The sequence below is a fragment of the Streptomyces sp. NPDC016309 genome (assembly GCF_043077235.1).
Classification (GTDB): domain Bacteria; phylum Actinomycetota; class Actinomycetes; order Streptomycetales; family Streptomycetaceae; genus Streptomyces.
The window spans coordinates 83,368-107,684 of record NZ_JBIBSG010000006.1 but is presented as its reverse complement, the minus strand read 5'-3'; the positions used below and the strand labels follow the sequence as shown (position 1 = coordinate 107,684).

The window sequence follows — 24,317 nt, the reverse complement described above, 5'->3', positions numbered from 1 at the left end:
GCGGGCACGGCCGCCCCGCCGGAGGGGTCAGACGGCCGCCGCCAGGGCCTGGAGGAAGCGGGCGACGCCCGAGGGGCCGGGGAGGAGGAGGTCGGCGCGCTGGGCGACTTCGGTGACCTCGTCGCTGCCGCTGCACACCAGCAGTCCCGCCAGGCCGTCCGAGCGGAGCTTCTCCACCGCCGCGAAGGCGGGCAGGTCGCCCAGGTCGTCGCCCGCGTACAGGACGGTCCGCGCGCCGGTCTCGCGGACGTACTCCGTCAGCGCCACGCCCTTGTCGACGCCCGGGGGGCGCAGTTCCAGGACCAGGCGGCCGGGTTCGAGGACGAGGCCGTGCCGGGTGGCGAGGTCGGCGAGCGGGGCGTGCAGCGCGTCGAAGGCGGCCTGGGGGTCGTCCGCGCGCCGGGTGTGGACGGCCAGCGCCCGGCCCTTCTCCTCGATCCACGTGCCGCGCCACGCGCCCGCCCGGTCGAGGAAGCCGGGCAGCTCGGCGCGGACGGCCGCGACGCCCGGGTGCTCGGGGGCGGCCCGGACGGTGCCGGTGACGGCGTCCCACCGTTCGGCGCCGTAGTGGCCGAGGACGACCAGGCGCTCCAGGCCGGGCACTCCGGCGAAGCCTCCGTGGCGCACCGCGACTCCGGCCGGGCGGCCGGTGATGACCGCGACGGACGCGACCCGCGGGGCGAGCGCGGCGATGGCGGGCACGGCGCCGGGGTGGGCGCGGGCCTGCTCGGGGTCGTCGACGATGTCGGCGAGGGTGCCGTCGAAGTCGAGCGCGACGACGGCCCGCCGGGGGTCGGCCAGGAACGCGTCGAGGCCCTCACGGCCGGCGGGCGTGACGGGACGCGGCAAGGATTCCGGTGGGGTGCCCATGCACCGAACCTATCCAGGGCCCCGGCCGCCCACACCTACCGCCGCGCCTCCCGCGACGCCCGCAGCCGGCGCAGCCGGTTGACGGTGACGGGGTCGTGCGCGAGGGCGCGCGGGTCGTCGAGGAGCGCGTTGAGGAGCTGGTAGTAGCGGGTGGGCGACAGGCCGAGCTGCTCGCGTATCGCGCGCTCCTTGGCACCGGGGCCGGGCCACGAGCGCCGTTCGACGGCGAGGACGGCGCGGTCCCGGTCGGTCAGGTCCGGGCCCGCCGGACGAGGAGAAGCGGTCATATGAGCAACATAGTTACTCGGCCGCCTCCGCGTCCTTGGCGTCCCGTGCTATCTGCGACAGCACGGCGTCCGGGTCGCCGCCGGGCGCGACGGCCTTGCCGATGTTCTTCTTGACGCTCTCGCTCACCTTGGCCCAGGACGTGCTGCCCACCGGGTAGAGCTCGGAGGTGGGCAGCTCCTCCAGGAACGGCCACAGGTCCTTGTGCTTGGTGTCGTTGCGCATGGCGGCGCTGGCGGTGCTGGTGACCGGGAGGATGTCGTACCGGTCGGAGAAGGCCAGCACGTTCTTGTCCTGGTAGACGAACTCCAGGAACGCGCCGATCTCCTTGCGGTGGCCGTTCTGCTTGAAGGCCATCATCCAGTCGGCCACGCCCATCGAGGGCCGGGGTTCGCCGTCGGGGCTGGGCAGCGGCACCATGCCGACGTCCACGCCGGCCTGCTTCGCCGCGTCCATCAGCGTGGGGTGGCCGTTGAGCATGCCGACGTCGCCGCGGACGAAGGCGTCGAAGGCCTCCTGCCGGTCGAACCGGCCGGGGGCGACGGGCCCGGTCAGCCCCTTGGCGACGAGGTTGTCCCTCAGCCAGGTGAACGTGGCGACGTTCTGGTTGGAGTTGATGTCGTACGAGATGTTGCTGGTGTCGCGGTACCCACCGCCGCCGGCGAGCATCCACATCATGGTCTCGGCCTGGGACTCCTCGGCGCCGAGCGGCAGCGCGAAGGGGTACGTCACGCCCTTGGCCTTCAGCTTCCCGGCGGCGGCGCTGATCTCGTCCCAGGTCTTGGGGGGCTGGGCGCCGGCCTTCTCGAAGAGGTCCTTGTTGTAGAAGAGCAGCCGGGTGCTGGCGGCGAACGGCATGCCGTACTGGTTGCGGTCGACCTGGCCCGCCCGGCTGAGCAGGGGCAGGAAGTTGGCCTGGGTGGGGATGGGGAGGAGTTCGTCGGCCTTGTAGAGCCGGTCGTCGGCGGCGTAGTCCGCGTACGCGCCGATCTGGGCGAGGTCGGGCGCCCGGCCGGCACGGACCATCTCGGCGACCTCGCGGTCGACGTCCTTCCAGGACATGACGTCGACGTCGACCGTGATGCCGGGGTGCGTCTTCTCGAAGGAGCGGGCGACCTCGTCCCAGTACTTCTCGGACGTGTTGCCCTGGTTGCTGCCGTAGTCGGCGGCGACGAGCCTGAGCGTGACGTCCTCGGCACCGCCGCCGGCTCCGCAGCCGGCCAGCGTCGCCGCCATGCCCAGTGCGGCCACCGCCGCGGTCAGTCCTGTGTAGCGGCGCTGCACGACTCTTTCCCCACCTTTGCGTCTGTTCGAGCAGTGATTTTCGCACAGCGGGGATGAGGTCTACACCACCTGGGTATCGCTTGGCCAACAACGCCCGGTCCGCCACAGCCGGCCGTCCCCTCCGCAGCCACTCGCAGCCGTAGGAGCCTCCGCGCATGTCACGCACCGCAGAAGAGATCGCCACCCAGCCCGACTCCTGGCGCCGTGCCGCCGAGGCGGCCGCGTCGTTCGGGGAGGGCCTCCCGCGGCCCGGGGAGCGGGTCGCGGTGACGGGGTGCGGCACGTCCTGGTTCATGGCCATCGCGTACGCGGCGCTGCGGGAGGCGGCCGGCCAGGGGGAGACGGACGCGTTCGCCTCCTCGGAGTTCCCGTCGGCCCGCGCGTACGACCGGGTCGTGGCGATCACCCGTTCGGGCACGACGACGGAGGTGCTGGAGCTGCTGGGGGCGCTGCGCGGGCGGGGGGTGCCGACGCTGGCGCTGACGGCCGACCCGAGGACGCCGGTGATGGAGTCGGCGGACGTGGTCGCGGTGCTCGACTGGGCGGACGAGGAGTCGGTGGTGCAGACCCGGTTCGCGACGACGGCGCTGGCGTTCCTGCGCGCGGCGCTGGGCGACGTACCGGGCGTCAAGCCGGTCGCGGAGGCGGCGGTGGACGCGGAGGCGGCGGTGGCGGAGCCGCTGCCCCGGGCCGTGGCGGAGGCCGAGCAGTGGACGTTCCTGGGCCGGGGCTGGACGTACGGGCTGGCGCTGGAGGCGGGGCTGAAGATGCGGGAGGCGGCGGGGGCGTGGACGGAGGCGTACCCCGCGATGGAGTACCGGCACGGGCCGATCGCGGTCACCGGCCCCGGCCGGGTGACCTGGGTGTTCGGCACCCCGCCGGAGGGGCTCGCGGGGGACGTGGCGAGGGTGGGCGGGACGCTGTACGCGCACGCGTCGGCCGACCCGATGGCCGATCTGGTCCGGGCGCAGCGGCTGGCGGTGGCCGTGGCGGAGGCGAAGGGGTACGACCCGGACCGGCCGCGCAACCTGACGCGGAGCGTGATCCTGTCCTCACCCGGAGCATGACCCCGTCCCCCGGCCCCGTTTTGTATGCGTCGGCAACAATCCCGGGAAGTGGACTAGACCTTTCACGGGTTCACGAGCGACACTGTCCCTCGTGAGACACGTCATCGCCCTCGATGTGGGCGGCACCGGGATGAAGGCCGCCCTGGTCGGAGCCGACGGGGCCCTGCTGTACGAGGCGCGCCGGGCGACCGGCCGCGAGCGCGGCCCCGACGCGGTCGTGGAGTCCATCCTCGGCTTCGCCGCCGAGCTGCTCGCGCACGGCCGCGAGCGGTACGGCACGGCCGCCGTCGCCGCCGGTGTCGCCGTCCCCGGCATCGTCGACCCCGACCGGGGCCTCGCGGTCTACGCCGCCAACCTCGGCTGGCGCGACGTCCCGCTGCGCGCCCTCCTCGCGGAGCGGCTCGGCGGCCTGCCGGTCGCCCTCGGGCACGACGTGCGCACCGGCGGGCTGGCCGAGGGCCGGGTGGGCGCCGGCCGGGGCGCCGACCGGTTCCTGTTCGTGCCGCTGGGCACCGGCATCGCCGGGGCGATCGGCATCGGCGGCGCCATCGAGGCGGGCGCGCACGGGTACGCCGGCGAGATCGGCCACATCGTGGTCCGCCCGGGCGGCCCCGCGTGCGGCTGCGGGCAGCGCGGCTGCCTGGAGACGCTCGCCTCGGCCTCCGCCGTATCCAGGGCCTGGGCGGTGGCGAGCGGCGACCCGGAGGCGGACGCGGCGGACTGCGCCAAGGCCGTCCGGTCGGGCGACGAGCGGGCCGTACGGGTGTGGCGGGAGGCGGTCGACGCGCTCGCCGACGGGCTGGTCACCGCGCTCACCCTGCTGGACCCCCGCACGCTCATCATCGGTGGCGGTCTCGCCGAGGCGGGGGAAACGTTGTTCACACCCCTCAGGGCGGCCGTCGAGGAACGCGTCACGTTCCAGAAACTCCCCGCCATCGTGCCGGCGGCCCTCGGGGACACCGCCGGATGCCTGGGCGCGGGCCTGCTCGCCTGGGACCTACTCGCCAGTTCGGAGGTATCCGCCTGATGGCCGATCACAAGGTTCTCGCCGGCGCCCGCGTGGTGCTGCCGACCGGGATCGCGGACAACGGGCGGGTGATCGTCGAAGGCGGCCGGATCGCGGGACACGCCCCGGCGGACGCCCCGGCCCTCGACCTCACCGGGCACTGGGTGGTGCCCGGCTTCGTCGACATGCACAACCACGGCGGCGGCGGCGCGTCGTTCACCTCCGGCACCATGGAGGAGGTCCTCCGGGGCGTCCACACGCACCGGCTGCACGGCACGACCACCGTCGTCGCCTCGACCGTCACCGGCGACATGGACTTCCTCGCGCACCGCGCCGGTGAGCTGTCCGAGCTGGCCCAGCAGGGCGACATCGCGGGCATCCACTTCGAGGGGCCGTTCATCTCGCCCTGCCGCAAGGGCGCCCACAGCGAGGGCCTGCTGCGCGACCCGGACCCCGCCGAGGTGCGCAAGCTGGTCGACGCGGCACACGGCCACGCCCGGATGGTCACCCTCGCCACCGAGCTGCCCGGCGGCATCGACTCCGTACGGCTGCTGGCCGAACACGGCGTCATCGCCGCGATCGGCCACACGGACGCCACGTACGAGCAGACCGTCGAGGCCATCGACGCGGGCGCCACCGTCGCCACCCACCTGTTCAACGCCATGCCCGCGCTCGGCCACCGCGCGCCCGGGCCGATCGCCGCGCTGCTGGAGGACGAGCGGGTCACCGTCGAGCTGATCAACGACGGCACCCATCTGCACCCCGCGGCCCTGGAGCTGGCGTTCCATCACGCGGGCCCCGGCCGGGTCGCGTTCATCACGGACGCGATGGACGCGGCGGGCTTCGGGGACGGGACCTACCACCTGGGCCCGCTGGAGGTCCAGGTGCTCGACGGCGTCGCCCGGCTGGTCGAGGGCGGCTCGATCGCCGGCTCCACCCTCACCCTCGACACCGCGTTCAAGCGGGCCGCCACCGTCGACGGCCTGCCCGTGGAGTCGATCGTCCGCGCCGTCTCCGCCAACCCGGCGAAGCTGCTCGGCGTGTACGACAGGGTCGGCTCCCTGGAGCCCGGCAAGGACGCCGATCTGGTGGTCCTGGACGCCGGATTCACCCTGGTGGGTGTCATGCGCAAGGGCGAATGGGTGGTTGAACCCCGACTGGGCTGAATTCTGAACCAATGACTGCAAGGCGGTTGGGCCGGGGGACTGGGCGCGACCGCCTTCGGTTTGGCATGATCAGGGCCCGGAAGCGTCACGCACACAGGCGGAAGCACGCCGTACTTCTCGGGGGTGTTACGGGTGATCCTGACGGTCACGCTCAACACCGCGCTCGACATCACCTACCGGGTGGACGCCCTCACCCCGCACGCCACCCACCGCGTCACCGACGTCGCCGAACGCCCCGGCGGCAAGGGCGTCAACGTGGCCCGCGTCCTCGCCGCCCTCGGCCACGACACCGTGGTCACCGGCTTCGCGGGCGGCCCCACCGGCGAGGTGCTGCGCGGCCTGCTCGCCCCGCTGCCCGTGCGCGACGCGCTCGTCCCCGCCGCCGGCACCACCCGCCGCACCGTCGCCGTCGTGGACGCGTCGACCGGCGACACCACCCAGCTCAACGAACCGGGACCGGTCCTCACCCCCGCCGAGTGGTCCGCCTTCCTCGCCACCTACGACGACCTCCTCCGGGACGCCGACGCCGTCGCCCTGTGCGGCAGCCTCCCGCCCGGCATCCACGTCGGCGCCTACGCCGACCTGGTGCGCCGCGCCCGCGCCGCGTCCGTACCCGTCCTGCTGGACACCGGCGGCGAACCGCTGCGCCGGGGCATCGCCGCCCGCCCCGACCTGGTCAAGCCCAACGCCGACGAGCTCGCCCGGCTCACCGGCGCCCGCGAGCCGCTGCGCGCCACCCGGGACGCCCGCCGCCGGGGCGCCCACGCCGTGGTCGCCTCGCTGGGGCCGGACGGACTGCTCGCGGTCACGCCCGACGGCATCTGGCAGGCGGCGCCGCCCTCGGCGGTGCGGGGCAACCCCACCGGCGCGGGCGACTCGGCGGTGGCCGGCCTGCTCTCCGGCCTGGTCGAGGGCCTGACATGGCCGGACCGGCTGGCCCGGGCGGTCGCCCTCTCGGCGGCGACGGTGCTGGCACCCGCGGCGGGCGAGTTCGAGACGGCCGCGTACCGGGAACTGCTGACCCGGATCACAGTGACGGAGCACGCCACGGCCGCTTAGTGGAGGTACTGCACATGCCCCTCGTCCCCACCGGCGAACTGATCGCCCGGGCCAGGTCCGTGGACGGCGCCGTCGCGGCGTTCAACGTCATCACGATGGAGCACGCCGAGGCCATCGCACGGGGGGCCGAACGGGTGGGGCGGCCCGCCGTCCTCCAGATCTCCGAGAACGCGGTGCGGTTCCACGGCGGCGACCTGTCCGCCGTCGCGGCCGCCACCGCCGCCGTCGCCCGCGCCTCCACCGCCCCGCTCGGCCTCCACCTGGACCACGTCGTCTCCCCCGACCTGCTGCGCGCCGCCCACACCGAGGGCTTCAGCTCCGTGATGGTCGACGCGTCGAAGCTCGGCTACGGCGACAACGTCAAGGCCACCGCCGAAGCCGTCCGCTGGGGTCACGAGCGGGGCATCTGGGTCGAGGCCGAGCTGGGCCGGGTCGGCGGCAAGGACGGCGAGCCGCCGCTGGACGCCCACACCCCCGGCGTCCGCACCGACCCGGCGGAGGCCGCCGCGTACATCGCCGACACCGGCGTCGACGCCCTCGCCGTCGCGGTCGGATCCACCCACGCCATGACCGAACGCACCGCCGCCCTCGACCACGCCCTGATCAGCGCGCTGCGCGACGCCGTCCCCGTCCCGCTCGTCCTGCACGGCTCGTCGGGCGTCCCCGACGACGAGCTGCGCGCGGCGATCGCCGCCGGCATGACCAAGATCAACGTCGGTACGGCCCTCAACACCGCCTTCACCGGCGCCGTCCGCGACCACCTGGCCGCCCACCCCGGCGTCGTCGACCCCCGGAAATACCTCGCCCCCGCTCGCGAGGCGATGACGGGGACGGTGGCGCACTTCCTGTCGGTGATCAGCCCTTGACGTGACCCTGCTGCAACCAGACCTGGTCGAGGTACGCCTCGCACTGGTTCCCCGGCTCGCACGACATCTTCATCGTGTTCGTGCCCTTCTTCAGCTCGGCGTAGGAGTAGGTGTACGTCCAGCCCTTCTCCCAGTCGCCCTCCGCCGCGTGCGCGAAGTTCTTCATCCGGATCTCGCGCGGCGACGCGCCGTTGACCGACAGCGTCGCGCCGGCGTCCTTGCCCGGCACGCTGTAGCTCAGGAACAGCGTGTACGGGCCGTCCTCGGGGACGTCGACCGTCCAGCTCGCGGACCCGCCCACACCGTTGAACATGACGTACGCGCCGTCGGCGCCCTTCGCGCCCTTGACGTCCTTGCCCAGCCGGGCGGGACCGCCGAGCTGGAGCGTCGCCGCGTCCTGCTTCGGCAGCTCGACGGGCTTCTCGTCCTCCCCGCCCTTGGAGGCGTCCGGGCTCGGGGTCTGCTGGACCTGGGTGGCCGGCGCCGACGGGGTGGCCTTGCGGTCCTTGTCGCCGTCGTTGTTCGTCAGCACGGCGATGGTGATGCCGATCACCACGACCAGCACCACCGAGACCGCACCGAGCAGCAGGCCCTTGGTGTTCGGGCCGCCACCGCGGCCGCCACCGCGCTGCGCCGGCTGCGCCTGGGGCACCGGACGGGTCCGGTCACCGCCGCCGCCCGGGTAGGTCTCCGGAGCCGCGTAGGGGGCGCTGGGCTGGGCGTACTGCTGCGCGTACTGCTGCTGCGGTGCCTGCCCGTACTGCCGCTCGCCGACCGCCCTGACCTGGTTGTACGACGTCCTGGGCACTCCCGGCTGCGCGGCCGGACCCGGATAGCCGTAGCCGCCGCCCTGCCGCGGCGCCTGCGCACCCGCCGCCTGTCCGTCCGCGTACAGGTAGCCGAACGGATCGTCGTCCTCGGGCGTGCCCGCGCCGTTGCCGTGAGTCCCGGCAGCCATCCCTGGTCACTCCTCATCCGTGCTCGCCAGCGGTCACCGACCCCGGCGAGCCTACCCCGAACGGCTCAGCCCGCCCGGCGGTGAACCTTCGACCGGGAGCGCTTCTCGATGTACATCCGCTGGTCAGCGGAGTTCAGCACCTCTTCGACGGACATTCCGCACTCCGCCCAGCCGATCCCGAAACTGGCGCCCACCCGCACCGCGCGCCCGTCCACCCGGATCGGCGGAATGATCGCGTTGCGCAGCCGTACGGCCAGGTCGGCGGCGTCGGCCGCGCCGAGCCCGTCGGCCAGGACCACGAACTCGTCACCCCCGAGCCGGGCGACGGTGTCGCCGTCCCGCACCCCGGCGGTCAGCCGCCGGGCCACCTCGATGAGCACGGCGTCACCCGTGTGGTGCCCGAACCGGTCGTTGATCGACTTGAACCCGTCCAGGTCGCAGAAGAGGACCGCCAGGCCCTTCGTCCCGTCGTCGACCTCGGCGGGCGGGGCCACGGCGTGCACATGGTGGTCGTACGCGCCGGCCTCCGCGCGGGCCGCGAAGTCGAAGCCGTCCCCCCGGTAGGCGTGCTCCCCGTACTCGTAGTCCCCGCTCTCGTAGGCGTCGACCTCGTGCGTCCCGGCCGTCGCCCGCACCGCGTGCGGGCGGTCGCACAGCCGGGCACTGAGCCGGGCGCGCAGCTCCGCGCTGTTCGGCAGGCCGGTCAGCGCGTCGTGCGAGGCGCGGTGGGCGAGCTGGAGCTCGTGCCGCTTGCGCTCCTCGATGTCCTCCACGTGCGTCAGCAGGAAACGCGGCCCGTCGGCGGTGTCGGCCACCACCGAGTTGCGCAGCGACACCCACACGTAGGTGCCGTCCCGGCGGGCCAGCCGCAGCTCCGCCCGGCCGCCCTCGGCGGAGGTCCGCAGCAGGGTGCCGATGTCCTCCGGGTGGACGAGATCGGCGAACGAGTACCGGCGCATCACCGAGGCGGGACGGCCCAGCAGCCGGCACAGCGCGTCATTGGCCCGCAGCAGCCGGCCGTGCTGGTCACCGCCCATCTCGGCGATCGCCATGCCGGACGGGGCGTACTCGAACGCCTGGCGGAACGACTCCTCGCTCGCGCGCAGCGCCTGCTGCTCGCGCTCCAGGCGCACCAGGGCCCGCTGCATGTTGGCGCGCAGCCGGGCGTTGCTGATCGCGATGGCGGCCTGCGAGGCGTACATCTGGAGCGCCTCCTGGCCCCACGGCCCGGGCCGGCGGCCGTTGCGCGGCCGGTCCACGGAGATGACGCCGAGGAGCTCACGGCCGCTGCCGGAGGCGTACATCGGTGCGTAGAGGCGGTCCCGGGGGTGCCACTCGTCCTCGAACCGGGGCTCCGGCCCGTCGGTGTGCCACTGCGGCACGTCGTCCTCTATCAGCACCCAGCCCTCGGTGTGCGGAATGAAGCGCAGCTCGCCCCAGGCCTCGCCCATGCCCAGGCGGCGCTCCCACGACTCCCGGGACCCCACCCGGCCGGTGATCAGGGCCTCGGCGGCGGGGCTGCCGGCGAAGGCGGCGACGACGAGGTCACCGTCGGGGCGGACGAGGTTCACACAGGCCAGCTCGTAACCGAGACCGGCGATGACGCCGTCGGCGACGGTCTGCAACGTGTCGGCCAGGCTGCGGGCCGTGTTGAGGTTGGCGACGACCTGATGCAGCTGCCGCAGGGTCGCAAGACGGACGTACGGCTCCGACTCGGTCTCCATTGCTCGCTCTCCCCGAGACCTCGACAGCAACTCCAGGGTTCTCATCGGCGCTCGTGTTGCACTGTCCCCGCCACTGAATCACAGCGAGCTGTGCCCCAGGTACACAGGGTCAACAAAACCTTGGCTCTGTGACTCAAGTCACAAAGAATGATGTTGGACGTGGCGACGGGCCGTACTACGGGTAACCGACCGCCGAACTCCGCGTGAACGCACAGTATGGGGTCACGACGGCCCGAGGACCTAGGACTGCCGGCCTCCCGGCTGGTTCCCCGGTCCGATGCGTACGCCGGGAGGGCGGGGTTAGCGTTCCCGGTGTGTTGCCGACGAGCCAGACCCAGACCCAGACCGGGGCCCAGGCCCCTGCCGTCCCCCATGCTGAGGGGGTGAGCAACGACGAGTTCCGTGCCGCGATGTCCCGGCTGGCCGCCGGTGTGGTGCTGGTCACGGCCCACGACCCCGACGAGGGCCCGCGCGGCGAGGACGTCGGCATGACCGCGACCGCCTTCCTCTCGGTGTCGCTGGACCCCCCGCTGGTCCTGGTCAGCCTCCGCGACGGCTCCCGCATGGACGACCTGCTCGCCGAGCAGCCGCTGTGGGGCGTGTCCGTCCTCGCGGAGGGCCAGCGGCAGGTCGCCGGGCGGTTCGCGATGAAGGGCCGGGTGAGCGACCGGCTGCTGTTCGCGGACCTCCCCACCACCCGGGGGGAGGCCAGCGGGGCGCTCCTGGTGGGCGGCGCGCTGGCGACCCTGGAGTGCCGCACGGAACAGCGCGTCGAGGCGGGCGACCACACGCTGGTCATCGCCCGGGTGCTCACCGTCGCCTTCCCGGGCCCGGACGGCCCGCCGCTCACCTACTTCCGCGGCAACTACCGCCATCTCGCTTGACCGCCCCGCCGGCGCCCGGCCCCCGGCACAGGCGATCGTTCCGCCGGAACGGGGGCGTCAGGACCAGTCACGGGACGAGCGGCCGCGCTTGGTCTCGCCCCGCTGCTTCTTCTCCCGCAGCCGCCGCTCATTGATCCCGCGAGGAACCTTCGTCGCCCGCCGCGCCCTCGGCGGCGGCGCCGTCGCCTCCGCCAGCAGCGACGCCATCCGCAACGCCGCCGTCTCCCGGTTCCGCCACTGCGAGCGGTGCTCGGACGCCCGCACCGTCAGCACCCCGCCGACCAGCCTGGACGCCAGCCGCTCCAGCGCGCGCTGCTTCCACACCGGCGGCAGCGCCTCCGTACGCGCCAGGTCGAACCGCAGCTCCACCTGGGAGTCGCTGGTGTTGACGTGCTGTCCGCCCGGCCCGGAGGAGCGGGAGAAACGCCACATCAGCTCGGCCTCCGGCAGGGAGACCGAACCGCGGATGACATGAGGACCGGACATGTCCCCCATGGTCCCCGCCGGGACGCGTCCGCGTCACCCCGTTTTCCGTTCGTGGAACCAGCCCGCCGCGTGGCGCGTTATCTGCTGTGACCGGCATCGAGGTACGAAGAAAGGGACTTCCCATGGCTGTAAGCCTGTCCAAGGGCGGCAACGTCTCGCTGACCAAGGAGGCGCCGGGCCTGACCGCCGTCACTGTGGGCCTCGGCTGGGACGTCCGCACCACCACCGGTACCGACTTCGACCTGGACGCCTCCGCCATCGGCGTCGACGCGGCCGGCAAGGTCGCCTCCGACGCGCACTTCGTCTTCTTCAACAACAAGTCCACCCCGGACCAGACCATCGTCCACACCGGTGACAACCGCACCGGCGAGGGCGGCGGCGACGACGAGCAGATCAACGTCAACCTGGCCGGCCTCCCCGCCGACGTCGACAAGATCGTCTTCCCGGTCTCCATCTACGACGCGGTCACCCGCTCGCAGAACTTCGGCCAGGTCCGCAACGCCTACATCCGCATCATCAACCAGGCCGGCGGCGCCGAGATCGCCCGCTACGACCTGAGCGAGGACGCGGCCACCGAGACCGCCATGGTCTTCGGCGAGCTGTACCGCAACGGCGCCGAGTGGAAGTTCCGCGCCGTCGGCCAGGGCTACGCCTCCGGCCTGGAGGGCATCGCCCGCGACTTCGGCGTGAACATCTGACACGGCTGAGCACCGGCGGCCCCGGCGGCGAAGTCCGCGCCGGGGCCCTACTGTTTTCCGCATGATCGTCGAACCGCTGGAGGTCGGCGAGGGCGGTGCCCTGCCCGGCCCGCTCCTCACCGAACTCACCGAGCTGTACGCCTCGAACCGGGAGTTCCAGCAGCTCAGCGGGGACTTCCCGGACCCGGACGACATCCGGCCCGAGCAGGTCGCCGCCTCCCTGGCCGAGGAACTGTCCCACCCGGACACCGAGGTGCTGCTGGCCCGTTCGGCCGGCCACGTCATCGGCATCTCGGTGACCCGCGCCCACCACCCCGACCCCGACGACCCCGACCCCTGGATCGGGCTGCTGATGGTCCACGCCCGCGACCACCGCGCCGGCTTCGGCCGCGAGCTGGCCGAGATCGTCGAGAAGCGGTTCCGCGCCTCCGGCCGGCGGGGCCTCAGGCTCGCCGTCCTCGACAACAACCCCAACGCCCTGTCCTTCTGGTCCGCCCTCGGCTACGAGGAGATCGACCGCCGCGAGGACCACCGGCTCGGCCGCGACTGCGTCGTCATGCGGAAGGACCTGTAGGACGGCCCTCGCCGTACAGCCAGGTGTCCCACAGGCCGCTCAGGTCCTTGCCCGACTCCGCCTCCACGTAGCGCGTGAAGTCCTCCGTCGAGGCGTTGGCGTGCCGGTACTTCGCCGGCCAGCCGCGCAGGATCGCGAAGAAGGTGTCGTCGCCGACCGCCTGACGGACCTTGTGCAGCACCATCGCGCCCCGGCCGTACACCGGCGGCCCGGACAGGTCCTCGGCCGTGGGCGGCTTCGCGGGCGGGAACGCCCAGTTCTCCTCGTCGGCGAACGCCTCGTCGAAGCTCTCCTGGACGGGCGTGCCGCCGAAGTCCTCCGCGTACAGCCACTCGGCGTACGTCGCGAAGCTCTCGTTCAGCCACATGTCCCGCCACGACTTCGGCGACACGGAGTTGCCGTACCACTGGTGGGCCATCTCGTGCACCAGCGTCGGCAGATCGAAGGTGCTCTTGTCGAAGAACGGCCGGTTCTGCGTCTCCAGCGCGTACTGCACGTCGACCAGCGGATCGACGATCGCGCCGGTGGAGGAGAAGGGGTAGGGGCCGAACTTCCCCGTCTCCCACTCCAGCACCTCGGGGATCTCGCCCAGCAGGGCCGGGTTGCCGCGGGCGGCGGTGTGGACCGGGAGCCCGGAGCCGGTACGGGAGGTCGTGGTCCGGTACCGGCCGATGGCCAGGGTCGCCAGGTAGCTCGCCATCGGTTCGGTGGAACGCCAGGTGAAGGTGGTGCGGCCGCCCCGGGACGTACGGGCCGTCAGCTCGCCGTTGGACACGGCCTCCAGGCCCTCGGGGACCGTGACCGCGACGGTGTACGTGGCCTTGTCGGAGGGGTGGTGGTTGCCCGGGAACCAGGCGGTCGAGCCCGTCGGCTCCCCCAGCGCCACCGCCCCGTCCGCGGTCCGCAGCCAGCCCTCCTCGGCCCCCTCGGCGTCGGTGATCGTGACCGGCACGCCCGAGTACCGGATGACGGTACGGAAGGTGGCGCCGTCCTTCACGGCGGCACCGGGCCGCACCGTGACCTCGGTGCCGGAACGGCTGACGGCGGCGGCCTCGCCGTCGACGAGCGCGCCCTGGACGGTGAGCCCGGTCAGGTCGACGTTGAAGGCACTGAGGGCCTGGGTCGCGCGGGCGGTGATGTCGGCGGAGCCGCTGAGACGGCCGGTGCGCGGGTCGTAGTCGAGCGTCAGGGCGTAGTGGCGCACGTCGTAGCCGCCGTTGCCGAGCCGCGGGAAGTACGGGTCGCGCAGCCCGGCCGCCCCCGGGGCGGCGCGCCCCCCGCCGCGGGTGCCGCCGCCTCCGTCGCCGTCACCGCCGGCCGTGCAGCCGGTGAGCGGGAGGGCGAGGAGCAGGGCGACGGCGGCGGCCGGGGCGCGGCGGCGACGGAGGGGGTGCGGGTCCACTCCGTGATCGTATGGGCGGAATGAACGGTTCAGCGGGTGAGCGCGGCCACACCCGCCCGGGCGAACTCCTCGTCCAGCGCCCCGCTCGGCGCACCGGCGACCCCGATACCGGCGATCGGCGCGCCCTTGGCGGCGACCGGGGCGCCGCCCGCGAGGAACAGGGTGCCGGGGATGTCCTTCAGGTTCGGGGCCGTGTCCAGACGCTTGACCAGCTCGGACGTCGGCGCGTTCCACGACACGGCGGTGAACGCCTTGCGGACGGCCGACTCGTAGGACTGCGGGCCGGCCCCGTCGCCGCGGAGGGTGACGACCGTGTTGCCGTCGCGGTCGACCACGGCGACCGTGACCCGCTGGTTCTCGCGCTCGGCGGCGTCCAGCGCCGCCTGCGCGGCCCGGGTGGCGGCGTCGATCGTCAGGTGCGTGGACTGGGCCAGGTCGCGCGGATGGGCGGCGGCCGCGGCGGCGGGCCCGGCGGCGGGCGCCGGGTCCGGCTCGGCGGCGCTCGCGGACATCGCGCCGAAGGTGCCGGCGCCGAGCGCGGCGGCCACGGCCGCGCCGGTCAGCAGGCGGGAGCGCAGCGACGGCTTCTTCGAGGATCGGGGGTGCTTCGGGTTCGTCATGCCTTCGATGCTGGGGCCGGAACCGGGAGCCGCGGGTCAGCCGATCGGCTGATGCCGGACCGTTCCGCGCGAGTGAGGATGGGTGCGTCACACAGTCGTACGAGGAGTGGTGGACGTGGAGCACGACCCCGACGCCCGCTGGACGGACCGGGTGATGCACGCCGCGTTCTTCGCCCTGCTGGGCGCCTCCCTGGCCAGGTTCCTGCTCCGCCACGCGTGGCTGGACCTCGGCCCCTGGGTGGTGGCGCTGTCGGCGGCGCTGGCGGTGCTGTACGTCCTGCCCGTACCGCGCCGGCTGGCCTGGCTGTGCGCGGTCGTCGCCGTCTGGATGGTGCTCGTGGTGCTGGCGCCCAGCTTCGCCTGGTGCGCGGTCCCGCTGTTCTACACCGGGCTGCGGACCCTGCCGCCGCGCGCCGCGCTCGTGCTGGTCGCCCTGCTGACGGTGTTCGTCGTGGCCGCCCAGCTCCAGCTCGCGGACGGCGCCCTCGACCCGAATCTGGTGGTCGCCCCGCCCGCCGTCGCCGCCATCGCCACCGCCGTGTTCGTGCACGCCCAGCGGCAGGCGGAACGGCTGGCCGCCACCGAGCGCCGCGAAGGCACCCTCGCGGAACGGCAGCGGCTGTCGATGGAGATCCACGACAGCCTCACCCAGGGCCTGTCCAGCCAGCGCATGCTGCTCCAGGCCGCCGACCGCACCTGGGACGCCGACCCGGCCGCCGCCCGCCGCCACGTCCGTACCGCCGCCTCGATCGCCGAACGCAGCCTGGCCGAGGCCCGCCGGTTCGTGCACGACCTGGCGCCCGCCGACCTCGCCGGTGGCGGCGGCCCGGAGGAGGCGCTGCGGGACCTGGCCGCCCGCGAGTCGGCACGCCTCCCGGTCGCCTTCCGTATCGACGGCCCGCCCGTGCCCCTGCCGGACCGGGTGGGCGCGGCGCTGCTGCGGATCGCCCAGGGCGCCCTGGCCAACGTCGCCGAGCACGCGGGCGCCACGTCCGCCGGGCTGACCCTCACCTACCTGGACGACCAGGTGGTGCTCGACGTCGCCGACGACGGGCGCGGCTTCGACCCCGGCGCGCCGCCCCCGCCCGGCGACCGGGGCCACGGCCTGCCCGCGATCCGGGCCCGCGCCGCACAGCTCGGCGGCACCCTCACCGTCGAGTCCGCCCCCGGCGAGGGCACCGTCCTGTCCGTGTCGATCCCCCTGGAGGGCCCGCGATGAGCACCGTCCGCATCCTGCTGTGCGACGACCACGCCGTCGTACGCGCCGGGCTGCTCGCCCTGCTCGCCAGCGCCCCCGGCATCGAGGTCGTCGGCGAGGCGGGCAGCGGTGAGGAGGCCGTCGCCATGGCCGCCAAGCTCACGCCCGACGTCGTCCTGATGGACCTCCAGCTCGGACGCGGCATCGACGGCGTGGAGGCCACCCGCCGCATCGCCTCCCCCGACGTCCGCGTCCTGGTCCTCACCACGTACGACACCGACGCCGACGTCACCCGGGCGATCGGCGCGGGCGCCACCGGCTACCTGCTGAAGGCCGAACGCCCCGAAGAGCTCTTCGCCGCCATCCACGCGGCTGCCGCCGGCCGCACCGCCCTCTCCGCCCCGGTCGCCCGCCGCGCCGCCTCCGCCGCCGCCGCACCGTCCCTCACCGACCGGGAGCGGGACATCCTCGGCCAGCTCGCACGCGGGCTCGGCAACCGGGAGATCGCCCGCGCCCTGTTCATCAGCGAGGCCACCGTCAAGACCCACCTCGGCCGCGTCTACGCCAAGCTCGGCGTCGACACCCGCGCCGGCGCGGTGGCCGTAGCGAAGGAACGGCGACTGCTGCCCTGACCCGGCCGCCACCCCCGCACCGGCCGCACCCCGCCCGGACGCCCGGACGCCGCCCCCCGCCCCGGCAGCACCCCATCCGGCCGCCCGGCCGCCGCCCACGCACCCGTGCGAGCACCCGCCCGGGCCGTGACACCATCGAGTACGTGCTCGACATCGGCTACTCCCTCTCCCGCCGCTTCCCCGACCCGCCGCAGACGGACTACCGCCACGCGGACGTCCACGCGCTGCGCCACGACCTGTTCTGCGGCGACGTGTACGTCGCCGACACCGAGGCCGACCGGGAGGTGTCCACGGCCTGGGGATGGGTACCGGTGCTCGACTTCGCGTGGGCGCTGTGCGACATCGTCGAGCGACTCGACCGCGACCCCCGCGGCAGCCGGGCGGCCCAGCCGCAGTACGCCGAGCTGGACTTCACCGAATCGACCGACCGCATGCTCTTCGAGCGCCGCTTCGGCTGGGTGGACATCGAGGCCGACTGGATGCCGGGGGACGAACCCCCGCTGACGTTCGGCCACGCCGTCCTGCGCCGCGAGGCGCGCGACTTCCTCCACGACCTCATCGCCGACCTCACCGACATGCACGAGGGCCTCGCCGACAACCCGGCGATCTGGACGCTCCAGTCCCGCTTCCCCCGCCTCCCCTGACGCCCTTCCCACCCCAGGCGCCTTGACCTCAAGCGAAGTCGAGGTCGGATGCTCTCCTCCGTAACCCCACCAGGCCCGTCCGGGCCCTGACGGAGGAGAAACCGCCGTGCACGCCATCCGCCTCCACGCCTTCGGCCCCGCCGAGAACCTCACCTACGAGCGGGTCCCCGACCCCGCGCCCGCACCCGGCCAGGTCCGCGTCGCCGTCACCGCGGCGGGCGTCCACCTCCTCGACACCGCCCTGCGCCAGGGCATGTCCGGCCCGTACCCCGCGCCCGCCGAACTGCCCACCGTCCCCGGCCGCGAGGTCGCCGGCACCGTGGACGCCCTCGGGGAGGGCACCGACCCCGCCTGGCTCGGCAAGCGCGTCGTCGCCCACCTCGGCATGGCCCCGGGCGGCTACGCCGAACTCGCCACCGTCGACGCCACCCGCCTCCACGAGATCCCGCCCGCCCTGGACGACGCCGAGGCCGTCGCCATGATCGGCACCGGCCGCACCACCATGGGCATCCTCCAGTTCGCCGAACTCGGCCCCGGCCGCGTCGCCGTCGTCACCGCCGCGGCCGGCGGCATCGGCACCCTCCTCGTCCAGTACGCCAAGAACGCCGGCGCCACCGTCGTCGGCCTCGCCGGCGGCCCCCGCAAGACCGCCCTCGTCCACGACAACGGCGCCGACCTCGCCGTCGACTACACCCGCCCCGACTGGCCGGAGAAGGTCCGCGCGCACCTCGACGGCACACCCGCCGACACCGTCTTCGACTCCGTCGGCGGCGCCACCGGCCGCGCCGCCGTCGACCTCCTCGGCAAGGGCGGACAGCACCTCGTCTTCGGCTGGGCGGGCCAGGGCCCCCACGACGGCGAACCGCTCACCTTCACCGACGCGGAACTCGCCGAACGCGGCATCACCTCCCGCTCCGTCCTCGGCCCCGTCATGCTCCGCAAGGCCGGCGGCGACATCCGCACCCTGGAACTGCGCTCCCTCACCGAAGCCGCCACCGGCCGCCTCCGCCCCGCCGTCCAGCGCTTCCCGCTCGCCGAGGCCGCCGCCGCGCACCGCGCCCTGGAGACCCGCGCCACCGTCGGCAAGGTGGTCCTCGTCCCGTAACCGCCTCCGCCCGCCGGGTGAACCGGCGTAGCGGAACCGGCGCAGTACCCGCGTGGGGCGGGCCACGGCGCGCGGCGGCTCCCGCACCATCCAAGCCACCGAAACAGGAGGCAAGGATGACCACGAAAGCGCGCACCGCCCTGGGCGCCCTGTCGGTGCTGCTGCTGGGGACCGCCACCGCGGCCCACGCCACCCCACCGCACACCGCCCCGCTCCACACCCCGGCCCCGGCCCCGGCCCCCGGCCACGCCCCGCCCCCCGCGGGCCCCGTCACCCACTGCTCCCCCGGCGGCACCCTCCGCGGCCCGCACGGCCAGTACGCCGACATCGCCCTGTGCGTCACCGGCACCGGCACCACCATGACCGTGACCGCCGCCGCCACCTGCCGCCGGGGCCACACCGGAGCCCGCCCCGCATGCCGCACCACCGGCACCTGGACCGCCCGGCGCCACGACACCCCCGCCGGCCGGCCCACCGCCACCGGCACCCTCGCCGGCCGCGCCGACTACCCCGGACCCGGCACCTACGACATCAGCGCCACCGTCCACGTACGCTCCGACCCGCCCGGGACCGACCTCCACGGCCAGGCGCACGCCACCATCACCCTCACCGACCCCGCGCCACGGCCCACCCACCGCGTCGACGTCACCACCACCAAGGGCACACCGGGCACCCTGCGACCCGGCACCACCACCGCCCTCACCTACACCGTCGCCCGCGTCAGCGACCACGGCGACGGCAGCGCCCGCCTCGGCCTCATCGGCGAGGAGAACACTGGCATCCGCCTCACCACGACCGACCCGCGCTGCGTCAACCCGCTCCCCGGCCGCTACCCCTCCACCACCAGGAGCATGTACGCCCTGGACTGCGCCCTCACCGACCTCCAGCCCGGCCGGCCCACCACCGTCACCGTCCACGCCACCCTCACGACGGCCTGCTCCACCGTCGTGTCCAAACTCGGCTACTGGACCCCCCGGGGCCAGGAAAGCACCGGCGGCATGCTCACCGGCCCCACCGTCACCTGCGACCGCTCCTAATACTCCAGCTGTAGATCGTGATCTTGCAGGTGGAGGCTGGCGCAGGGACGGGTGCGGCCACCGTCGATCACCGTGAGTCGTGTGGACAAACGACAAGACGGTGGCCCCAGCCCGGGAGCTAGCTCGCCCTGTCCGCGGTCTCCGCCGCGCTGGTGGCCCGCTGTTGTGGGATCGTGCCTGCTGGCGGTGCCTGTCGCACGGACCGGTTGGCAGTGATGAGGAGGGCCAGGGTGAGCAGCCATCCTCCACAGAGCCAGACCAGAGGCTTGGCGCCCAGTGTCGTGATCAGCGCGCCGCCTGCGAGTGTGCCGATCGACAAGGCTCCCGTGGTGAGCGTCGAGATCGCGCTCGTCGCCCGGCCCCGCAGCTCATCGGGGGTGATGGCCAGCTGGTGGGTGGTCATGGCCACCGCGTACACGGGGGCCACCAGCGACTCGGCGGCCGCGACCGCCGCCAGCAGCAGCGGGTTGGGGACGAGCGCGTACAGCGGGAACATCAGCGCCTCCAACCAGAGCATCACCACAGCGATCCGGCCGAGCGGGAAGCGACGTGTGACCCGGTCCGAGACCAGGGCCCCCACCATGGCGCCGACCGCCCCGCCACTGAAGATGACGCCTATCCACACGGACGAGGCGCCGACTTGCTGGGCGAGGGTAATGATCAGCAGGTACCCAGCGCCGTAGCGCACCTTGTCAGCGGCCGAGACCAGGGTGAGGAAGCGGATGACCGGCTGGTGCCAAAGCCAGCCGAGCCCCTCACGGATCTCGGTGGTGAGCCGGGCCGTCGTCCGCGCGTCCTCTCGGTCCATCTGGAACCGGGCGCGCATCAGACGCAGCGACGCCGCGGACATTGCGAAGGAGACCGCGTTGACGGCGAACGGCACGGTCCGCCCGGCGGCGTACAGCGCACCGGCGAGCGGAGCCCCGAAGACGCTCACGGCACTGGCGGCGGACTGCGAGTAGCCGAGTGCAGCGGACAGCTGTCGCGGATCGACCACGTTGGGCAGCGCCGCGGTGTTTGCCACTTGGAAGAGGGTGGTGAGGATCCCGGCAAGCACGGCCGTCGCGTAGAGCTGGGGCACGGTGAGCCTGTCAAGCCACAGCGCGACGGCGACGCCAGCGGTGAGCACAGTCTGGCCGAGCTCGCACCAGATCATGGTGGCCTTACGGTCCCACCGGTCGACGAGGGCGCCGGCGATCAGCCCGAACACCAAGTAGGACAGGGTACTGAGGCCGAGTACGAACCCGGCTTGGGTTGCCGACCCAGTGAGGGCCAGGACGAGCAGCGGCAGGGCCATGCTCTGAGCCTGGTTGCCGATGGCAGAGATCAGCTGACCGCTCAGCAGCAGCGAGAAGTCTCGGTCCCGGAACAGGCCGGGACCGCGAAAGGTATTCATGATTGTTACGCTCCGTAACAGCTCAAGGGCACAAGGGTGACGTCGAGGCTTGTGTCCGAGCTAAGAAACACGGGGCGTTGTAAACATGGGCGGACCGTACCCAGGGCATGGGCGGGGCCACAATCGAATTTGTCGTGAGGGCCGCACTAGGTGTATTGCCCCGGGAGGTTGTGGACGGGTGAGCTAGGTCTCGACTGGGGGGGGTCGCGGTCTACCTCGTTTACGCGGGCCGACGCGGGCACGCTGCAGTCGACCGAGAGCCGTACATCCCGCGCTCATGGACCGAAGATCTGGATCGCTCCCGGACGGCGGGCATCCCCGAACCGACCGTGTTCGCCACCAAGCCGGACCTCGCCCGGCAGATGATCGAGCGATTCCGGGACGCCGGGCATCATGCCGCTTGGATCGCCGGGGACGAAGTCTACGGCGGCAACCCAAAGCTGCGGGCGGCCCTGGAGGCGCGTGGCATGAGCTACGTGCCGGCCATCGCCTGCTCGGCCGAAGTCCCCACCAGGGCAGGTAAGTTCCGAGTGGACGGCCTGGTCGGGCAGCTGCCGAAGCGGGCTTGGCAGAAGCTGTCCGCAGGTGCCGGCGCCCAGGGACACCGCTTCTACGACTGGGCTGTCATCGACCTGGCCGAGCCCCGGCCGGGCCGCCACCAGCTGCTGATCCGCCGCAGCCGCACCACCGGAGAACTCGCCTACTACCGCTGCTTCTCGCCGAAGCCGGTGCCATTGCCCCAGTTGGTGCGGGTCGCCGGGTCCAGGTGGCGGGTGGAGGAGACCTTCCAGGCCGAGAAGGGTTTGGCTGGACTCGATGAGCACCAGGCCACCGCTTCACCTCGTGGTCCCGCTGGGTCACCCTCGCGATGCTCGCCCACGCCTTCCTCGCCGTCGTCCGCGCCGAGGAACACGCCCGGTCCCCCGCCCCAGACCACATGATCCCGCTTACCTGCAACGAGATTCAGCGGTTGTTCGTCGCCCTCGTGATGCAGCCCGTCCGGGACGCGGCCCATCGGCTCGGCTGGTCCGACTGGAGACGCCGCCACCAGGCCCGAGCCCACAACAGCCATTACCGCAGGCAAGCCGCATCCGGGACATGAAGATCACGATCTAAGCTGGAGTACTAACCGCGGCCACCCAGCTCCGCCAGCGCCCCGTCGGTCAACCGGTACACCGTCCACTCGTCCTGCGGACGGGCACCCAGCGACTCGTAGAAGCGGATCGACGGGGCGTTCCAGTCCAGCACGGACCACTCCAGCCTCTCGTACCCCCGCGCCACACAGATCCGCGCCAACTCCCGCAGCAGCGCCTTCCCGTACCCACCGCCGCGCATCCCGGGCCGCACGTACAGATCCTCCAGGTAGATACCGTGCACACCCCGCCAGGTCGAGAAGTTCAGGAACCACAGCGCGAAGCCCACGACCTCCCCCTCCTCCGTCTCCGCGACGTGCGCGAAGGCCGCCGGCCGCTCCCCGAACAGCGCCTCCCGCAACTGCTCCTCGCTCGCCCGCACCTCGTCCAGGGCCTTCTCGTACTCCGCGAGCTCCCGGACCATCGCGTAGAGGGCGGGCACGTCATCCACAACAGCGCTACGAATCATGACCGCAGCCTGCCTCCCCGACCGCCCCCCGCGCCAGCAGCGTCCATAGTCCGAACCCCTTACCGCCGCCCGGCCCCCTCGCCACCGCTCCCCCGCCCCATCCGCTACCGTCCACACCCACCCACCGACGAGGGACCCGAGGAACCACATGAGCACGGTCAACGGCGGCATATCGTTCTGGTACGCACAGGAAGGCACCCCCGCCCCCCGGGAACCCCTCCCCGGCGACACCACCGCCGACGTCTGCGTGATCGGCGGCGGCTACACCGGCCTGTGGACCGCGTACTACCTCAAGAAGGCCGTCCCCTTCCTCAACATCGTCGTCCTCGAAGCGAACTTCTGCGGCTACGGCGCCTCCGGCCGCAACGGAGGCTGGCTCTACAACGGCATCGCCGGCCGCGACCGCTACGCCAGGGAACACGGCCACGACGCCGCCGTACGCCTCCAGCAGGCCATGAACGCCACCGTCACCGAAGTCATCGACGTCGCCGCCGCCGAGAACATCGACGCCGACATCCACCACGGCGGCGTCCTCGAAATCGCCCGGACCCCCGCCCAGCTGGCCCGCCTGAAAGCCTTCCACTCCGTCGAGGTCGCCTTCGGCGAGACCGACCGCCGGCTCCTCGGCGCCCGCGACACCGCCGACCGCGTCCACGTCACCGGCGCCGTCGGCTCCACCTGGACCCCCCACGGCGCCCGCATCCACCCCGTCAAACTCGTCAAGGGCCTCGCCGCCACCGTCGAAGCGCTCGGCGTCACGATCCACGAATCGACCCCCGTCACCGAGATCAAGCCCAAGCACGCCATCACCCCGTACGGCACCGTCCGCGCCCCCTACGTCCTCCGCTGCACCGAAGGCTTCACCGCGAACCTCAAGGGCCACAAACGCACCTGGCTCCCCATGAACTCCTCGATGATCGTCACCGACCCCCTCCCCACCACCCTCTGGGACGACATCGGCTGGACCGGCCGCGAAACCCTCGGCGACATGGCCCACGCCTACACCTACGCCCAGCGCACCGCCGACAACCGCATCGCCCTCGGCGGCCGCGGCATCCCCTACCGCTACGGCTCACGCACCGACAACGACGGCCGCACCCAGCCCGCCGCCATCGACGCCCTCCGCGACATCCTCGTCCGCCTCTTCCCCCGCCTCGCCGGCACGCCCATCGCCCACGCCTGGTCCGGCGTCCTCGGCGTCCCCCGCGACTGGTGCGCCACCGTCACCCTCGACCGCTCCACCGGCCTCGGCTGGGCCGGCGGCTACGTCGGCTCCGGCGTCGCCACCGCCAACCTGGCCGCCCGCACCCTCCGCGACCTCATCCAGCAGGACTCCGGCCAGTCGGGCCCCACCGACCTCACCACCCTCCCCTGGGTCAACCACAAGGTCCGCCCCTGGGAACCCGAACCCCTCCGCTGGCTCGGCGTCCACACCCTCTACGCCGCCTACCGCACCGCCGACCACCACGAAACCACCACCCACACCCCCACCACCCACCGCCTCGCCACCCTCGCCGACCGCATCTCCGGCCGCCACTGACCCCACCCACACCAAAGGCCCCGGACACATCCCGCCCGGGGCCTTCGCTCGCTCACCACTGGAGCCCCCTGTCGGATTCGAACCGACGACCTACGCATTACAAGTGCGTTGCTCTGGCCAGCTGAGCTAAGGAGGCACGTCGCACGAGTGTAACCGGACCCCGCGCGCCTCCGGTCGGGAATTCCGCCGTCCGCCGACTGCTGACAGACGCCGT

Annotated in this window: 24 protein-coding genes, 1 tRNA gene and 1 pseudogene; 15 read left to right on the top strand and 11 right to left on the bottom strand. The window is 73.2% G+C overall.

The window, feature by feature from the left end; genetic code table 11:
- Nucleotides 1–27: 27 nt before the first annotated feature.
- From otsB to ACF068_RS16770, 3 genes are read right to left on the bottom strand one after another with little or no spacing between them, the layout of a single operon-like run.
- Complete coding sequence (gene otsB, locus ACF068_RS16780) at nt 28–870, bottom strand: trehalose-phosphatase (RefSeq protein WP_392274983.1); 843 nt, start codon at nt 868–870, stop codon at nt 28–30.
- Between the two features lie 35 nt (nt 871–905).
- Entirely contained in the window at nt 906–1,157 is a 252-nt protein-coding gene (locus ACF068_RS16775; RefSeq protein WP_392274982.1) for a DUF3263 domain-containing protein, read from the bottom strand.
- Nucleotides 1,158–1,170: 13 nt separating this feature from the next.
- A complete protein-coding gene (locus ACF068_RS16770; RefSeq protein ID WP_392275301.1) occupies nt 1,171–2,391 on the bottom strand; it encodes an extracellular solute-binding protein in 1,221 nt (406 codons plus the stop codon).
- Between the two features lie 203 nt (nt 2,392–2,594).
- On the opposite strand from ACF068_RS16770, the gene ACF068_RS16765 reads away from it, so the two are divergent.
- The 5 genes from ACF068_RS16765 (at nt 2,595) to ACF068_RS16745 (ending at nt 7,603) form a co-directional block, all read left to right on the top strand.
- Nucleotides 2,595–3,506: an SIS domain-containing protein gene (locus tag ACF068_RS16765; protein ID WP_392274981.1), complete on the top strand. Its 912-nt coding sequence runs from the start codon at nt 2,595–2,597 to the stop codon at nt 3,504–3,506.
- Nucleotides 3,507–3,597: 91 nt separating this feature from the next.
- Nucleotides 3,598–4,533 (top strand): ROK family protein, encoded by a 936-nt coding sequence (locus tag ACF068_RS16760; RefSeq protein WP_392274980.1) that lies wholly within the window; start codon nt 3,598–3,600, stop codon nt 4,531–4,533.
- Entirely contained in the window at nt 4,533–5,678 is a 1,146-nt protein-coding gene (gene nagA / locus ACF068_RS16755) for an N-acetylglucosamine-6-phosphate deacetylase (RefSeq protein ID WP_392274979.1), read from the top strand. Before ACF068_RS16760 ends, nagA begins: the two co-directional genes overlap by 1 nt.
- A gap of 132 nt (nt 5,679–5,810) precedes the next feature.
- Nucleotides 5,811–6,737 carry a 1-phosphofructokinase family hexose kinase gene (locus ACF068_RS16750; protein WP_392274978.1) on the top strand — a complete coding sequence of 309 codons (927 nt, stop codon included), beginning with the start codon at nt 5,811–5,813 and terminating at the stop codon, nt 6,735–6,737.
- Nucleotides 6,738–6,751: 14 nt separating this feature from the next.
- On the top strand, nt 6,752–7,603 hold the full coding sequence (locus ACF068_RS16745; protein WP_392274977.1) for a ketose-bisphosphate aldolase: 852 nt from the start codon (nt 6,752–6,754) through the stop codon (nt 7,601–7,603).
- Here the strand turns inward: ACF068_RS16745 and ACF068_RS16740 are convergent.
- Together ACF068_RS16740 and cdgB are read right to left on the bottom strand one after the other, a co-directional pair.
- The gene (locus tag ACF068_RS16740; RefSeq protein ID WP_392274976.1) at nt 7,593–8,561 is read right to left on the bottom strand and encodes a carbohydrate-binding protein; all 969 of its coding nucleotides are present in this window, start codon (nt 8,559–8,561) and stop codon (nt 7,593–7,595) included. The genes ACF068_RS16745 and ACF068_RS16740 overlap by 11 nt on opposite strands.
- A 65-nt stretch (nt 8,562–8,626) precedes the next feature.
- Nucleotides 8,627–10,285: a diguanylate cyclase CdgB gene (gene cdgB / locus ACF068_RS16735; RefSeq protein ID WP_392274975.1), complete on the bottom strand. Its 1,659-nt coding sequence runs from the start codon at nt 10,283–10,285 to the stop codon at nt 8,627–8,629.
- Between the two features lie 410 nt (nt 10,286–10,695).
- Between cdgB and ACF068_RS16730 the strand changes: the two genes are divergently transcribed.
- A complete protein-coding gene (locus ACF068_RS16730) occupies nt 10,696–11,169 on the top strand; it encodes a flavin reductase family protein (protein WP_392275300.1) in 474 nt (157 codons plus the stop codon).
- Between the two features lie 57 nt (nt 11,170–11,226).
- Here the strand turns inward: ACF068_RS16730 and arfB are convergent, their stop codons facing one another.
- On the bottom strand, nt 11,227–11,655 hold the full coding sequence (gene arfB, locus ACF068_RS16725) for an alternative ribosome rescue aminoacyl-tRNA hydrolase ArfB (protein ID WP_392274974.1): 429 nt from the start codon (nt 11,653–11,655) through the stop codon (nt 11,227–11,229).
- Nucleotides 11,656–11,777: 122 nt separating this feature from the next.
- Here arfB and ACF068_RS16720 point away from each other — a divergent pair, with 122 nt between their 5' ends.
- Both ACF068_RS16720 and ACF068_RS16715 read left to right on the top strand, forming a co-directional pair.
- Complete coding sequence (locus ACF068_RS16720) at nt 11,778–12,353, top strand: TerD family protein (protein WP_392274973.1); 576 nt, start codon at nt 11,778–11,780, stop codon at nt 12,351–12,353.
- A gap of 61 nt (nt 12,354–12,414) precedes the next feature.
- Complete coding sequence (locus ACF068_RS16715; RefSeq protein WP_392274972.1) at nt 12,415–12,927, top strand: GNAT family N-acetyltransferase; 513 nt, start codon at nt 12,415–12,417, stop codon at nt 12,925–12,927.
- On the opposite strand, the gene ACF068_RS16710 is transcribed toward ACF068_RS16715, so the two are convergent.
- Together ACF068_RS16710 and ACF068_RS16705 are read right to left on the bottom strand one after the other, a co-directional pair.
- The gene (locus ACF068_RS16710; RefSeq protein WP_392274971.1) at nt 12,908–14,329 is read right to left on the bottom strand and encodes a M1 family metallopeptidase; all 1,422 of its coding nucleotides are present in this window, start codon (nt 14,327–14,329) and stop codon (nt 12,908–12,910) included. The two genes, ACF068_RS16715 and ACF068_RS16710, sit on opposite strands and share 20 nt — an antisense overlap.
- Nucleotides 14,330–14,358: 29 nt before the next feature.
- Nucleotides 14,359–14,949, bottom strand: a complete 591-nt coding sequence (locus ACF068_RS16705) for a heme-binding protein (RefSeq protein WP_392274970.1) — start codon at nt 14,947–14,949, stop codon at nt 14,359–14,361.
- Nucleotides 14,950–15,103: 154 nt separating this feature from the next.
- Between ACF068_RS16705 and ACF068_RS16700 the strand changes: the two genes are divergently transcribed.
- From ACF068_RS16700 to ACF068_RS16680, 5 genes are all read left to right on the top strand, one after another.
- Nucleotides 15,104–16,168, top strand: a complete 1,065-nt coding sequence (locus ACF068_RS16700; RefSeq protein WP_392275299.1) for a sensor histidine kinase — start codon at nt 15,104–15,106, stop codon at nt 16,166–16,168.
- A complete protein-coding gene (locus tag ACF068_RS16695) occupies nt 16,165–16,779 on the top strand; it encodes a response regulator (protein WP_392274969.1) in 615 nt (204 codons plus the stop codon). Before ACF068_RS16700 ends, ACF068_RS16695 begins: the two co-directional genes overlap by 4 nt.
- Nucleotides 16,780–16,922: 143 nt before the next feature.
- Nucleotides 16,923–17,423, top strand: a complete 501-nt coding sequence (locus ACF068_RS16690; RefSeq protein WP_392274968.1) for a hypothetical protein — start codon at nt 16,923–16,925, stop codon at nt 17,421–17,423.
- Between the two features lie 106 nt (nt 17,424–17,529).
- Complete coding sequence (locus ACF068_RS16685; RefSeq protein WP_392274967.1) at nt 17,530–18,528, top strand: zinc-binding dehydrogenase; 999 nt, start codon at nt 17,530–17,532, stop codon at nt 18,526–18,528.
- Nucleotides 18,529–18,644: 116 nt separating this feature from the next.
- Entirely contained in the window at nt 18,645–19,565 is a 921-nt protein-coding gene (locus ACF068_RS16680; protein WP_392274966.1) for a hypothetical protein, read from the top strand.
- Between the two features lie 118 nt (nt 19,566–19,683).
- Here the strand turns inward: ACF068_RS16680 and ACF068_RS16675 are convergent, their stop codons facing one another.
- Complete coding sequence (locus ACF068_RS16675; protein WP_392274965.1) at nt 19,684–20,961, bottom strand: MFS transporter; 1,278 nt, start codon at nt 20,959–20,961, stop codon at nt 19,684–19,686.
- 203 nt (nt 20,962–21,164) lie between these two features.
- Here ACF068_RS16675 and ACF068_RS16670 point away from each other — a divergent pair.
- A pseudogene (locus ACF068_RS16670) lies at nt 21,165–22,063 on the top strand (IS701 family transposase); the annotation flags it as partial.
- Nucleotides 22,064–22,086: 23 nt separating this feature from the next.
- Here the strand turns inward: ACF068_RS16670 and ACF068_RS16665 are convergent.
- A complete protein-coding gene (locus ACF068_RS16665; RefSeq protein ID WP_392274964.1) occupies nt 22,087–22,563 on the bottom strand; it encodes a GNAT family N-acetyltransferase in 477 nt (158 codons plus the stop codon).
- 148 nt (nt 22,564–22,711) lie between these two features.
- Here ACF068_RS16665 and ACF068_RS16660 point away from each other — a divergent pair, with 148 nt between their 5' ends.
- Complete coding sequence (locus ACF068_RS16660) at nt 22,712–24,103, top strand: NAD(P)/FAD-dependent oxidoreductase (RefSeq protein ID WP_392274963.1); 1,392 nt, start codon at nt 22,712–22,714, stop codon at nt 24,101–24,103.
- Nucleotides 24,104–24,162: 59 nt separating this feature from the next.
- Here ACF068_RS16660 and ACF068_RS16655 read toward each other — a convergent pair.
- Nucleotides 24,163–24,239 (bottom strand) — tRNA-Thr (locus ACF068_RS16655).
- Between the last annotated feature and the right edge of the window lie 78 nt (nt 24,240–24,317).

Excerpts from the sequence above, each read along its gene's own strand:
- otsB (WP_392274983.1), bottom strand. The coding sequence starts at position 870 with ATGGGCACCCCACCGGAATCCTTGCCGCGTCCCGTCACGCCCGCCGGC.
- ACF068_RS16775 (WP_392274982.1), bottom strand. The coding sequence starts at position 1,157 with ATGACCGCTTCTCCTCGTCCGGCGGGCCCGGACCTGACCGACCGGGAC.
- ACF068_RS16770 (WP_392275301.1), bottom strand. The coding sequence starts at position 2,391 with ATGGCGGCGACGCTGGCCGGCTGCGGAGCCGGCGGCGGTGCCGAGGAC.
- ACF068_RS16765 (WP_392274981.1), top strand. The coding sequence starts at position 2,595 with ATGTCACGCACCGCAGAAGAGATCGCCACCCAGCCCGACTCCTGGCGC.
- nagA (WP_392274979.1), top strand. The coding sequence starts at position 4,533 with ATGGCCGATCACAAGGTTCTCGCCGGCGCCCGCGTGGTGCTGCCGACC.
- ACF068_RS16745 (WP_392274977.1), top strand. The coding sequence starts at position 6,752 with ATGCCCCTCGTCCCCACCGGCGAACTGATCGCCCGGGCCAGGTCCGTG.
- ACF068_RS16740 (WP_392274976.1), bottom strand. The coding sequence starts at position 8,561 with ATGGCTGCCGGGACTCACGGCAACGGCGCGGGCACGCCCGAGGACGAC.
- cdgB (WP_392274975.1), bottom strand. The coding sequence starts at position 10,285 with ATGGAGACCGAGTCGGAGCCGTACGTCCGTCTTGCGACCCTGCGGCAG.
- ACF068_RS16730 (WP_392275300.1), top strand. The coding sequence starts at position 10,696 with ATGTCCCGGCTGGCCGCCGGTGTGGTGCTGGTCACGGCCCACGACCCC.
- arfB (WP_392274974.1), bottom strand. The coding sequence starts at position 11,655 with ATGTCCGGTCCTCATGTCATCCGCGGTTCGGTCTCCCTGCCGGAGGCC.
- ACF068_RS16720 (WP_392274973.1), top strand. The coding sequence starts at position 11,778 with ATGGCTGTAAGCCTGTCCAAGGGCGGCAACGTCTCGCTGACCAAGGAG.
- ACF068_RS16715 (WP_392274972.1), top strand. The coding sequence starts at position 12,415 with ATGATCGTCGAACCGCTGGAGGTCGGCGAGGGCGGTGCCCTGCCCGGC.
- ACF068_RS16705 (WP_392274970.1), bottom strand. The coding sequence starts at position 14,949 with ATGACGAACCCGAAGCACCCCCGATCCTCGAAGAAGCCGTCGCTGCGC.
- ACF068_RS16700 (WP_392275299.1), top strand. The coding sequence starts at position 15,104 with ATGCACGCCGCGTTCTTCGCCCTGCTGGGCGCCTCCCTGGCCAGGTTC.
- ACF068_RS16695 (WP_392274969.1), top strand. The coding sequence starts at position 16,165 with ATGAGCACCGTCCGCATCCTGCTGTGCGACGACCACGCCGTCGTACGC.
- ACF068_RS16680 (WP_392274966.1), top strand. The coding sequence starts at position 18,645 with ATGACCACGAAAGCGCGCACCGCCCTGGGCGCCCTGTCGGTGCTGCTG.
- ACF068_RS16675 (WP_392274965.1), bottom strand. The coding sequence starts at position 20,961 with ATGAATACCTTTCGCGGTCCCGGCCTGTTCCGGGACCGAGACTTCTCG.
- ACF068_RS16665 (WP_392274964.1), bottom strand. The coding sequence starts at position 22,563 with ATGATTCGTAGCGCTGTTGTGGATGACGTGCCCGCCCTCTACGCGATG.
- ACF068_RS16660 (WP_392274963.1), top strand. The coding sequence starts at position 22,712 with ATGAGCACGGTCAACGGCGGCATATCGTTCTGGTACGCACAGGAAGGC.